General features: G+C 24.5%; 13 protein-coding genes. All 13 read left to right on the top strand.

The features are described from left to right. Positions 1-161: 161 nt before the first annotated feature. A complete protein-coding gene (trhO, locus tag AlmWB_RS01455) occupies positions 162-1,106 on the top strand; it encodes an oxygen-dependent tRNA uridine(34) hydroxylase TrhO (protein ID WP_050337366.1) in 945 nt (314 codons plus the stop codon). Positions 1,107-1,421: 315 nt separating this feature from the next. Then, positions 1,422-1,739 carry a 50S ribosomal protein L21 gene (gene rplU, locus AlmWB_RS01450; protein WP_050337364.1) on the top strand — a complete coding sequence of 106 codons (318 nt, stop codon included), beginning with the start codon at positions 1,422-1,424 and terminating at the stop codon, positions 1,737-1,739. An 11-nt stretch (positions 1,740-1,750) separates the two neighbouring features. After that, positions 1,751-2,059 (top strand): ribosomal-processing cysteine protease Prp, encoded by a 309-nt coding sequence (locus tag AlmWB_RS01445; protein ID WP_083993358.1) that lies wholly within the window; start codon positions 1,751-1,753, stop codon positions 2,057-2,059. Between the two features lie 27 nt (positions 2,060-2,086). Continuing rightward, complete coding sequence (rpmA, locus tag AlmWB_RS01440; protein ID WP_050337360.1) at positions 2,087-2,380, top strand: 50S ribosomal protein L27; 294 nt, start codon at positions 2,087-2,089, stop codon at positions 2,378-2,380. 34 nt (positions 2,381-2,414) lie between these two features. Beyond that, the gene (obgE, locus tag AlmWB_RS01435; protein WP_050337358.1) at positions 2,415-3,689 is read left to right on the top strand and encodes a GTPase ObgE; all 1,275 of its coding nucleotides are present in this window, start codon (positions 2,415-2,417) and stop codon (positions 3,687-3,689) included. A gap of 106 nt (positions 3,690-3,795) precedes the next feature. Further along, a complete protein-coding gene (locus AlmWB_RS01430) occupies positions 3,796-4,416 on the top strand; it encodes a hypothetical protein (protein ID WP_050337356.1) in 621 nt (206 codons plus the stop codon). Positions 4,417-4,743: 327 nt separating this feature from the next. Then, the gene (tig, locus tag AlmWB_RS01425) at positions 4,744-6,066 is read left to right on the top strand and encodes a trigger factor (RefSeq protein WP_050337354.1); all 1,323 of its coding nucleotides are present in this window, start codon (positions 4,744-4,746) and stop codon (positions 6,064-6,066) included. A gap of 96 nt (positions 6,067-6,162) precedes the next feature. Further along, on the top strand, positions 6,163-8,502 hold the full coding sequence (lon, locus tag AlmWB_RS01420) for an endopeptidase La (protein ID WP_157022403.1): 2,340 nt from the start codon (positions 6,163-6,165) through the stop codon (positions 8,500-8,502). A gap of 359 nt (positions 8,503-8,861) precedes the next feature. Beyond that, positions 8,862-9,035, top strand: a complete 174-nt coding sequence (gene rpsU / locus AlmWB_RS01410) for a 30S ribosomal protein S21 (protein ID WP_050337348.1) — start codon at positions 8,862-8,864, stop codon at positions 9,033-9,035. Positions 9,036-9,227: 192 nt separating this feature from the next. Then, complete coding sequence (gene ybeY / locus AlmWB_RS01405; RefSeq protein WP_083993357.1) at positions 9,228-9,644, top strand: rRNA maturation RNase YbeY; 417 nt, start codon at positions 9,228-9,230, stop codon at positions 9,642-9,644. A gap of 46 nt (positions 9,645-9,690) precedes the next feature. After that, positions 9,691-10,554, top strand: coding sequence for a GTPase Era (era, locus tag AlmWB_RS01400; protein WP_338140207.1), 864 nt, complete (start codon positions 9,691-9,693; stop codon positions 10,552-10,554). Between the two features lie 79 nt (positions 10,555-10,633). After that, positions 10,634-12,004 carry a glycine--tRNA ligase gene (locus AlmWB_RS01395; RefSeq protein WP_050337347.1) on the top strand — a complete coding sequence of 457 codons (1,371 nt, stop codon included), beginning with the start codon at positions 10,634-10,636 and terminating at the stop codon, positions 12,002-12,004. A 19-nt stretch (positions 12,005-12,023) separates the two neighbouring features. Continuing rightward, on the top strand, positions 12,024-12,994 hold a 971-nt coding region (dnaG, locus tag AlmWB_RS01390; protein WP_083993356.1), incomplete at its 3' end, for a DNA primase.

The following is a 12,994-nucleotide window of genomic DNA, read 5'->3' as shown; positions in this document are numbered from 1 at the left end:
ATCTCATTTGATTTAAAATTTTGGACTTGACATTTTTAATTTTTTAATTAATATTTTATATTAATATTTTACTTTAAATTAAAAATAAATTATCGATAATTAAAAAAATAATCAAAAAATCTAAATGTTAAATTTTTAATAGCAAAGGATGAATAATGTCAATGTTATCAAAAAAAGATTATTCAGTTATCTTATACTATGTTTATACTAATATTGATAATCCAGAAAAATTTCGTGAAGAACATTTGCGTTATTGTCAAAAACTAGAACTTTTAGGACGTATCATTGTTGCCAAAGAAGGTCTTAATGGAACTATATCAGGTTTACGTTTACATATCGATATCTATATAACGCAAATGAAAAAAGATCCTCGTTTCAATCAAGTGGATTTTAAAATAGATGAGGTTGATGGACATGTATTTCCAAAACTTTCTATAAAAGTTCGTGATGAAATTGTTGCTTCTAAATTATTAAAAGATCTTAAACCATATCATAGGCAAAATTCTTATTTAGAACCTAAAAAATTTTATCAATGGTTAAAAAATAAAGATATTTTTCTTTTAGATGTGCGTAATAATTATGAATATAAATTGGGACATTTTCAAAACGCTATCAATCCTAATATTAATAATTTTCGTGATTTGCCTCAATGGTTAGAACAAAAATTTCTTTTATTAAAAAACAAAATAGTTTTGACTTATTGTACAGGTGGTGTTCGTTGTGAAAAAGTAACTTTATTTTTAAAAGAAAAAGGTTGCAAAAATGTTTATCAATTAAAAGGTGGCATTCTTAAATATAGTCAAGATGAGGAGGTACAGGGTGAATTATTCAAAGGTCAAATGTATGTTTTTGATCAAAGAAAAAGCATTTTGGTGAATAAGAAAAAACATACAATTGTAGGCAAAGATTTTTTTGATAAAAAACCTTGCGAAAGATATATTAATTGTGCAAATCCTCAATGTAATAAACAAATTTTATGTAGTGAATACAATGAACATAAATATTTAAGTAGTTGTTGTCAATCCTGTAGAGAGGCTCCGCAAAATAGTTATGTTATGAAACATAATTTAAAAGTTTTGAATAACAAAGAACAAATAGACAAATAACGAATAAGTTCTTAAAAAAAGAATATATATTTTTTAAAATTTGTTTATAGAATAAAAAAACAGTTAAAATATAATTGTAATTATTTCTTTTATTAGATTATTTGTGAAATATCAAATAATTGAACTAGATGATGTATAGGAAAATAAATTGTTTTTGATCATTAGAGAACTTAACTTTAAAAATTTAATTGTTTTATATGATAATATTTTGTCTTATTTGTTTTTTGTTTTATAAAGTAATCAATAATATATAAGTTATGATTTTTTATTTTATAAAATAACTTAATTATAATATAGAAAAAAAGAGGTTTTATTATGTTTGCTATTATTAAAACTGGTGGTAAGCAACTAAAAGTTTCTCCAGGACAAGAAGTTTTTATAGAAAAAATTTTAGTTAAAGAAAATGAATATTATGTTTTTGATCAAGTTTTAGTTATTGAAAATGAACAAGACCAAAGAACTATTTTAGGAAATCCTTTTGTACAAGGTGCAAAAATAGAAGCTCAAGTAGTTAAACAAGGAAAAGCGAAAAAAATTTTAGTAGCAAAATATAAAAAAAGAAAAAAATATCGTTTAAAACGTGGTCATCGTCAGCTTTATACTAAAGTTTTAATCACGAAGATTATTTCTTAATTTTTTCGATAATGATTAAGTATTGGTTTATTAAAAAAGATACATTTATTATGCAAATGAAAATTGCAGGACATTCTTTATATGCGCAACACAAAGACGATATTGTTTGTTCTTCTGTTTCAACAGCTACAATTATGACTTTAAATGCCATTAAAATTTGCGGTTTACATTCAAAAATAACTTATGAATTAAAAGAAGGTTTTTTTTTTGGTAAAGTTTTAGTTTTTGATAAATTATTAGATAAATTATTAAAAAATTTAGAATATACCTTAAATGATTTAAGTCAAAGTTATCCTCGTTATGTTCAAGTAATAAACTAAGGAATGATAAAAAAGGAGTTTGTTTTTATGTTAAAGTTAAATATTCAGTTATTTGCTACAAAAAAAGGTGTAGGATCTACACGTAATGGGCGTGATTCGCATTCAAAAAGATTAGGTTTAAAATTATCTGATGGACAATATGCTAATGCTGGCTCTATTATTTATCGTCAAAGAGGTACTCAAATTTTTCCAGGAAATAATGTAGGACTTGGTAGAGATTATACTTTATTTTCTTTGGTCAATGGTATTGTGAAATATGAAAACAAAAATAAAAAGAAAAAGATAGTGTCTGTTTATTTATCAGAATCCCAAATAAAGTAAAAAAGATATTTGAACAGGGAAGTATTAAAAATTAATGAATTTTATAGATGAAACAATTAATTTTGTAAAAGCAGGTAAAGGCGGAAATGGGATAGTTGCTTTTCGCAGAGAAAAATATGTGCCTTATGGTGGCCCTGCTGGAGGTAACGGTGGAAATGGTGGTTCAGTTTTTTTTATAGGAGACACAGGGTTAAATACTTTATTAAAATTTCGTTATCAACAAAAAATAGTTGCTCTTTCTGGATCTAATGGCAAAAATAAAAATAAAAACGGAGCTAAAGCAGATGATTTATTTATAAAAGTTCCTTTAGGTACTACTATTTATAATCACGAAACTAATCAATTAATTGGTGAAATTTTAAAACATCAAGAAACATTAATGATTGCTAAAGGTGGCAAAGGAGGACGTGGTAATTATACTTTGGCTAATTTCAAAAATAAAGTCCCTTCATTTGCAGAAAAAGGCGATTTAGGAGATAGTTTAACTGTTAGAGTAGAATTAAAAATGTTAGCAGACATTGGTTTAGTAGGATGCCCTAATGTTGGGAAATCTTCTTTAATTTCAGCGCTTTCTAATGCTAAATCAAAAGTAGGAAATTATTCTTTTACTACTTTAAATCCTATTTTAGGGGTTGTTGGAGATAAAGATTTTAGTTTTACTATTGCTGATATTCCTGGTTTAGTGAAAAATGCACATTTAGGACGCGGTATGGGAATTGCTTTTTTGAAACATATTGAAAGATGTAAGTTATTAGTGCATGTATGTAGTGCAGAAAATATTAATATATATGAAAATTATTGTCATATAATTAATGAGTTAAAACAATATAAAGAAAAAATTTTAGAAAAACCCCAAATCGTTGTATTAAACAAAATAGATTTGCCTGGTGCTTTATCTAAATTAAATACATTTCAAAAAAATTTGACTTCAGAAAAAATTATTCCTATTTCAGTTTATAATCATACTAACTTATTTGCACTAAAATATTGTATGATGGACATTTTAAAAAATTTACAATCAACTCCATCTACTCTCAATCCAAATACATTAGAACATAAAATTTTTTCTTTACCAAAAAAAACATCAAATACATTTTATATTATGAAAGATCAATATGGTGATTTTGTTATTAAAGGAGCTCAGGTGGAAAAATTATTTCATCGTACGGATTTAAATAATTATGAATCTGTTCAAAAATTTTCTTATATTTTAAAAAAAATAGGGGTAGAAACAGCTTTAAAAAAACAAGGCATTAAACCAAAAGATAAAGTAAAAATTTGTGATTATGTTTTTGAATTAGTTTTATAAAATAATTAATTTTTGAATTATTTATAAATAATTTCGATTATATAGATTATTACAATATTTAAATAATATTGGAAATTAAAATTTTATTGTTAAAAGAGGTTTTTTATTGATAAAAATTAAAAATATCTCACATCATCCTCATTCATTTTTGAAGCAAATTGTTATTATAGCTGTTTTATGTTCTTTATCTATTGTTTTATATGCCACTACTAATAAATTTTTTCTTTCTATACCTTTTACTATTCGTAAATTTGTGTTTTTAGATTTTGTGGGTATTATACCGTTTTTATTTATACCTTTATATACTTCCAATAAAACTACCATTAAAGGTTTAGTTTTTCTAGGAGTTAGTTTTTCGGAAGCTGTTGGTTATTTTATTTTTCGTTATAAAGCATATCCTTTTTCATTTATTTTAAATTTTACTTATGGAATTTGTTGGGGGTTGTTACCCAATTTTTTTTTCAAAAAAAATTATTCTTTTATAAAAACTTATTTCTTGATTTTATTGTTATTTATTTTTCATTATTTATTCGTTAATATTTTAGCGGCAGGCCTATATTTTCATTTTTTGACTGATACCACTGATAAGATTTCTATATTATCTTTTTTTATTTCTAATAAGAAATGTTATTATTTTGTTTTAAGGTTTTTTTCATTGCCTATAGTTTCTTTTGTTGTCACTTTTTTATATTTTCGTATTAAATATCACATTATTATGTTATTTTAATTATATAAATTTTAATGTGTTTTGGCCTTTTTGTATTTATTTTCAGTCCAATATTGAAAATTAATTACTAGAATAAAGTATTTTAATGAATATTAATAGATTTTATGATATAGTTTTAAAAGAAAAGTATAAATGTTTTTTTATCATGATTTTAATATATTGATTATTCGAAATGATAATATTTTGGATGATTTAGATTAATTTTGTTAATAAGTTCATATTGAAATATAAATGTTTTGATATTTAAATGAACATATATAAAAATAAAAAATTATGTGATTTTCCTAAATTAATAAATTTTTTGAATAATAATAACGGGTAATTAATATGCAAATTAAAAAAATAAATGATTGTTTCGTTCAATATCATTTTGAAGTGCAAAATGATGAATTTGAAAATTTTATTCAAAAAGCTTTTGATAAAGTTAAAAACAAAATTACCATCAAAGGCTTTCGAAAAGGTAATGTTAAACGAAATGTTTTCGAAAGGTTTTATGGCACCAAAGCTCTTCATAAAGATGCTTTTGAAGATTTATTGAAGGAAAAATTAACTTATATTTGGATGAATCAACAGGAAGAATTATCGTTGATAGGTGAACCAAAATTAATTGATTTTCAATTAGGAAAAATCAATAAAAATAAAAATTTTTCTTTTGCTTTAGAATTTGAATTAAAGCCCAAAGTAGTTTTATGTTCTTATAAAAACATTCCTATTAGCATTCAAAATATTATAGTTACTGACTTAGAAGTGCAAAAACAAATTGATGTCTTATTAGAGCAAAAAGCTGTTTTGAAACCGAAATTATCTGATGATATTTTATCTCTAGGTGATATAGCTATTTTAGATTTTCGAGGATTATGTCAAAATCAATATTTTGAAGGTGGAGAAGCTCAAAATTTTTCTTTAGAAATCGGTTCGAATAAATTTATAGAAGAATTTGAAACAGGTATGATTGGTATGAAAAAGAACGAAAAAAGAAATATTTCGTTAGTTTTTCCCCAGACATATCCACAAAAAGAATTGGCTGGCAAACCAGTAGTTTTTGAAGTTCATTTACGAGATATTAAAATAAAAGAACAAGTATTTTTAACAGATGATTTAGTCAGCAATATGAAATTTCCTAATATTAAAACAATTAATGATTTAAAAAAGCATATTTTTAACGAATTAGTTAAACAAAAACAGAAGAAACAAAAAGAAAAACAAATACAAGAAATTTTAGATTTTTTGATTAACAATACTTCTTCTTTAAAAGTTCCATTGAATTTAGTTCATAAAGAAGCTACTATTTTGCAAAAAAAATTAGAAGATGAACTTAAAGCGCGTAACATGACTTTAGAAAAATATTGTCAAATCTTAAATTTAAACATGGAAAAATTGAAACAAAAAAATAATGAACAGGCAAAATTTAATGTTCATACAAGTTTAGTTTTAGATGAGATCGCAGTTCAAGAAAAAATCATAGTTTCGGAACAAGAAATAAATGATGAATGTCAACAATTTAGTATTAATTATAACATTGTTTTAGAAAAATTAAAAAAAAATCAATATTTTTTACAAAATATTAATCAAACTTTATTAAATGCTAAAGTTTTAGATTTTTTATTAAAAAACGCTTTAGAAAAAAAGGAAAAAGAACCAGTTCGTTGATGTTCCATGTTTCAACAAGTTAGTGGGTGATTGATTATGAATAAAAAGTTAAATATATCAGAATTGAATTCAATACATGAAGGATGTGAAAAAGATATGAATACAAAAAATACACCAAAAATGGAAACTATTCCAGAAAAATTATCGGCAGTAATCATTAGAGGCAATATTACACCTATTCCTTTTAATGATATGATTATTGAAGTTGGTCGTACTTTTTCTATTAATGCCTTAACACATTCAGTACAAAAACAAAATTCTTATGTTATTATTTTATTACAAAAAAATTTTTTACAAGAAGAACCAGATATCGCTCATATAGAAAAATACGGAGTTTTAGCAAAAATTTTGGTTTCTACTAATCATAAAAATTTTCAAAAAGTAGAATTTCGTATTTTAAAAAGAATTAAAGCACAACAAATTACTAAAAATAATGATTTATATATGGTCAAATACAAAGAAATAACTACTATTTCTAATGATGCGCAAGAAGAACAAATTTTAATTAAGTTAATTATTCAAAAAATAATAAGTAATATTAATCAAATTTTATTAGTGTCTGAAACCTTTTTTTTAGAACAAATTAAAGACGGCATTACCACTGAGAAAGCAGCTGATTTAATTATTTTTGCTTTAAGAATTGAAGAAAAACATAAATATAAATATTTAAAAGAATCAAACCTTAATAAGAGATTATTTTATATTTTACAAGATATTCAAACGATATTGAAAATTGCCGAAATTGAAGATAAAATCAATTTAGAAGTTAAACGTAGTATTGATGAAAATCAAAAAGAATTTTATTTAAGAGAAAAAATGCGTGCAATTCAAAATGAATTAGGAGATAAAGTTAAAAAAGAAGAAGAGATAGAAGAATTAAGAAATAAAATTAATGATTTACGTATACCAAAAGCAATAAAAGAAAAAGCTTTACAAGAATTGTCACGTTATCAAACAATTTCTTCTTCTGTAGCTGATTCTTTTGTGATTCGTAATTATTTAGAATTTTTAATTTCTTTGCCATGGGGAAAATACAGTAAAGATATTAATGATTTATCGAAAATTCAAATGGTTTTAGAAAAAAATCATTATGGTTTGATTAAAGCCAAAGAACGTATTGTGGAATATGCGGCTGTCAAAATTATGACAAAACAAAATCCTCCAACTATTTTGTGTTTGGTTGGTCCTCCAGGCGTAGGTAAAACTACTTTAGCTATTTCAATTGCAGAATCCTTAGGTCGTAAATTCGTAAAACAATCATTAGGTGGACTCAAAGAAGAAAGTGAAATTAAAGGACATCGACGTACTTATGTTGGAGCAATGCCAGGACGTATTTTAAATGGTTTAAAAGATGTGAGTGTTGCTAATCCTGTTTTTTTATTAGATGAAATTGACAAATTAATCAGCAATATACAATATGATCCAGGAGCTTCTTTACTGGAAGTATTAGATCCTAAACAAAATAAAAATTTTGTTGATCTTTATTTATCTGAACCTTTTGATTTATCAAAAGTTTTGTTTGTTGCTACTGCTAATGATTTAAGTACTATATCGGAACCATTGAAAGATCGTTTAGAAATTATTGAATTAAACTCATATACAGAACAAGATAAACAAATTATTGCTAAAGAACATTTATTACCTAAACAACTAAAAGAACATGGTATTACAAACGAACAATTTATTATTGATGACGAAGTATTACTTTATATTACGCGTTTTTATACAAAAGAAGCTGGAGTGAGAAATTTAAATAAATATATTGCTACTTTAATACGTAAAGCAGTTAAAGAAATTTTAATTAATAAAGTATCTTCAATGCATATTACCAAAGACAATGTAGAACAATTTTTAGGTAAAGTTGTTTATCAACATTTGTTAGCTAACAAAAAAGATCAAATCGGTGTAGTCAATGGTCTTGCTTATACTTCTTTTGGAGGTGATATTTTACCTGTTGAAGTAACTTGTTATAAGGGAAGCGGTAAGTTAGTTTTAACTGGATATTTAGGTAAAATCTTAGAAGAAAGTGCTTTCACTGCTTTTAGTTTTTTAAAAGCCAATGCTGATAATTTAGGAATTGATTATGATATTTTTGATAAAAATGATTTTCATATTCATTTTTTAGAAGGAGCTGTACCTAAAGATGGCCCTTCAGCTGGTGTTACAATTGCTACTTCTATTTTTTCAGTTATTAAGGGTAAAATGGTTCGTAAAGATATCGGTATGACAGGTGAAATTACTTTACGTGGTTCTGTTTTAGCTATTGGTGGTTTAAAAGAAAAAGCTATTGCGGCTAATCGTAGTGGTTTAAATACTATTTTTATTCCTAAAGATAATTTGAAAGATATCGAAGATATTCCTAAAGAAGTTCTTGATAAATTAGAAATTGTAACTGTGGAAAATGCCAATGATGTTTTTGGCAAAGTATTTGTCTAAGGAAGGATAATGATTTTTATAATGTTTAATTTACCTACATGGTTGTTATATATAAATTGTATTTTAATTGTTTTTATAGTTATATTTACGTCTGAAAAAAATGTTATAGATTCCTTTGCCGAACAATATGGTAATTATAAAACTCCTAAATCTGAAATTTTTTTAAATTGCATTGTATTTGGTTTAGTTTTTTTATTGTTTTTTCACTCTTTTATTGTATTAAAAAAATAATTTTTTATTTTTAAAATTATTCATTTTTATGATACAATGTGTTTACATAATAAAAATTGTTTTTTTTATCTATTAATGTTTACAAGATATCTTAGTAAAAAAATATAAAAAAAGGAGTGTTGATACAAATGCCTAAAACTGTGGTTCGTAAAGAAGAAAATATTGATGAAACATTACGACGTTTTAAACGTGATGTTTCTAAATCAGGTAATTTAACACAAGCTCGTAAAAAAGAGTATTATATTAAACCAAGCACAGAGAGAAAAAATCGCAAAAAAATTCTTAAAAATAGAAAATACTAAAAATTAATTTTTAAAAAAATAACAAAAATAAGCAGCTTCATTTTTAAAGGTGCTTTTTTGTTTTTTTACAAATATTTTAATTGTTAAAAAGTTTTTAAGATCATTATATTTTCGTTGTGTAAAAGATTTTTTTGTAATTATTCTTGATATTATACGATATTTAAATTAGAGAGTTATTGAAAATTTAATATTATGATCATTAAAATACATAATCATACGAAACAAAATATTTTACATTTAAAAAAAATGTTGTTATCGATTTTTACTTCTTTACAAGAAACTAAACTTTTTCATTTGATTTTTATTTCTAATGAACAAATGCAAAAAATGAATGATTATTATTGTTATAAAAATTTTCCCACAGATGTTTTAACTTTTGTGAATGATATAGAAGATGATGATTCTTTGGGTGATGTTTTTATTGCTTTACCAAAGGCTTATGAACAAGCTATTTTATATGGACATAGTATTAATAGAGAAGTAGCTTTTTTAGCTTTACATGGATATTTTCATTTAAAAGGTTATACTCATAATACTGAAGAAAAGTTACAAAGAATGTTACAATTGAAGGAACAAATCTTATTAAAATATAATTTGAATGTAAAATAGTGAAATCTAAAGTATTCAACAATTTCGTTGAAAGGATACCAAAAAAGTGGGTTTTAAATCTGGTTTTATTACAATGATAGGCAAAACAAATGTTGGAAAGTCAACTTTATTAAATTCATTGGTGCAAAAAAAAATTTCTATTACAAGTTCAAAAAAACAAACAACACGGAGTTATATTACAGGTATTTGTCATGCAGTTGATTATCAATTAGTTTTCAAAGATACACCTGGTATTCATTTACAAAAAAATGTTTTTTTTCAAAAAATAGATTATTGTACTTTAAGAGATATTGAAAATATTGATATTGTATTGTTAGTGGTTGAACAAAAATGTAGTTTTTTAGAACAAAAAATTTTAAATTTTTTACAACAATATAAAAAAAAAGTCATTTTGGTTATAAATAAAATTGATCTTTTAAAAAGTAAAATGGCTATTGATAGCATTATTTTAAGTTATCTAAAAAAGTTTACTTTCGATGCTGTGGTGCCTGTATCCTCTTTCGCAAAAAAAAATATAGATATTTTAAAACAACAAATTCTTTTTTTTGTACCCGAAGGAGAATCTTATTTTTCTAAAAATACTATTACAACTCTTTCGCGCGAAAGTTTAATTGCTGATTTAGTTCGTGAAAAAATTTTGTTTTATATTCATAAAGAAATTCCTCATTTATGCAAAATATTAGTAGAAAATATCAAAAAAAAGGAAAATTATCCTTCAATAATAGAAATTACTGTGATTATCATGGTAGATAAAGATAATCATAAACAAATTTTAATTGGAAAAAAAGGTCATAATTTAAAAAGAATTGGAATTGAAGCTAGACGAGATATTAATAAGATTTTGAATATGCATATTTATCTTAATTTATGGGTTAAAGTTAAAAAAAAACGTAATAAAAATAAAAAATAGTAAAAATTTTGAAAAAATATTATTTTAAAATGAAAAAAATTGACAAAATAATAGTAAGTTGGATAAAAAAAGAATAAATATGCAAAATAATAACAAATCTTTAAAAGAAATCATTTCTTTTGCTAAACAATATGGTTTCGTGTTTCCAAATAGCGAAATTTATGGGGGTTTAGCAAATAGTTTCGATTACGGACCTTTAGGAAGTTTGCTAAAACAAAATATTAAAAAAGCTTGGATTAAAAAATTTTTTCAAGAAAACGAATATAATCTTTTATTGGATAGTTCTATTTTATTAAATTCTCAAGTTTGGCAAGCTTCAGGTCATTTAAATTGTTTTATTGATCCTTTAGCAGAAAATAAAACAAATAACAAACGTTACCGTGCTGATAAGTTGATTCAAGAACATAATCCTGCAATAGATGTTAATCAATTAACTTTTCAACAAATGACACAATACTTAATTGACCATCAAATTTTAGGAACCCGAGAGTGGTCACCTGTTAAAGAGTTTAATTTATTATTCAAAACTCATCAAGGTGTTGTTATTGATAAAAACAAACCTTTATATTTACGACCTGAAACTTGTCAAGGTATTTTTATTAATTTTAAAAATATTTTAAATACTACACGTAAAAAAATACCTTTTGGTGTTGGACAAATTGGCAAATCATTTCGTAATGAAATCACTCCAGGTAATTTTATTTTTCGCACTTGTGAATTTGAGCAGATGGAATTAGAATTTTTTTGTCATCCGTCACAATATCAAGAATGGTTTGTGTTTTGGAAAGACTATGTTTATAATTTTTTATTTCAATTAGGTTTTACTTTGGAAAATTTACGATTTAAAGAACATACCAATAATGAGTTAAGTCATTATTCTAATGCTACTACTGATATTTTATTTCGTTTTCCTTGGGGATGGGATGAATTATGGGGAATTGCTTCGCGCACTGATTTTGATTTAAAAACACATCAAAAACATTCAAAACAAGATTTACAATATTTTGATGCATTAAGTAAAGAAAAATATTGGCCTTACGTTATTGAACCTTCATTAGGTGTTGAAAGATTTTTTTTAGCCATTATTATTAATGCTTTAAAAGAAGAACCCTTAAGTAATTCTACTACAAGGACTTTTTTAAAACTTCATCCTTTTTTATCTCCTTATAAAATTGCTATTTTACCTCTTTTAAAAAAAGAACATGGTCAAAAAGCAAAATTATTAAGAAAAAGTTTATGTTCGTATTTTGAAGTAGATTATGATGAAAAACATAGTATTGGAAAAAGATACCGAAAACAAGATTTAATAGGAACTCCATTTTGTTGTACTATTGATCAACAAACTTTACAAGATGACACAGTTACGATTCGAGAACGAGATACCTTGAAACAAAAACGGATTGCTATTGATGATATTAAATGTTATATCGACAAAAAAACTTTTTTTTAGATATTTTAAAAAGTAAAATATGAAAACAAATAATAAAGATTTTATTAAACAATTTGATCAAAAAATACCTATTTATGAATTAGTTATAAGTTTAAACATTAACCTAAAAAAAACAGGAAAAAATTTTATGGGTTTATGTCCTTTTCATCAGGAAAAAAATCCATCTTTTTCTGTCTCTTCTGAAAAGAATCTTGCTTTTTGTATGTCTTGTCGCAAAGGTGGTCCGCCTTTGAAATTTTATCGACAATTTAAAAATATTTCCGAAGAACAAGCGCTGAAAGAACTAGCTCAACAATTCAATTTATTTTTACCTACAAAACACCAAACTGTGAAACAAACTCCTGTTGAACAAATTTTACAAGAAACAAACAAATATTTTCAAGCAGCTTTAAAATATATATTGAAAACTCCTCATATTATACATCCGACAAAAGAATATTTATTGAAAGAAAGAAAATTAAATAATTATTTAATCGAAGAATTTGGTTTAGGATATGCTCATAATCATTCTAATGCTCTAACTCAATATTTACTGCAAAAAGGATTTCAAACTAAAGATTTATTAGCTTCTGGTGTAGTAGCAAAACAAGAAGAAACAGATAAATATTATGATTTTTTTCGTCATCGTTTAATATTTCCTTTAACTAATGAACGAGGATTACTAGTTGGTTTTGCTGGCCGTTTGATTGAAAAAAAAGGAAATATTTCTAACAAATATCTTTTTAATAAAGAAAATTCTTTGTTTCGAAAAGGTAATTTACTGTATCGTTTATTTGAACATACTAAGCAGATAAAACAACATCAAGAAATTATTTTATGTGAGGGTTTTTTCGATGTTATATCTTTTTATCAAGTTGGTTTTAAAAATGTAGTGGCTGTTATGGGTACTGATTTAAATCATCAACAAATAAAGTTATTAAAATCTTTAAGCCGTCAAATTATCATTGCTTATGATGGTGATAGCGCAGGACTTATAGCGACAGCTAAAGC

The organism is Candidatus Phytoplasma phoenicium (assembly GCF_001189415.1).
GTDB lineage: Bacteria > Bacillota_I > Bacilli_A > Acholeplasmatales > Acholeplasmataceae > Phytoplasma > Phytoplasma phoenicium.
The sequence above is the reverse complement of the archived record's forward strand: the minus strand, read 5'-3'. Positions and strand labels throughout refer to the sequence as shown.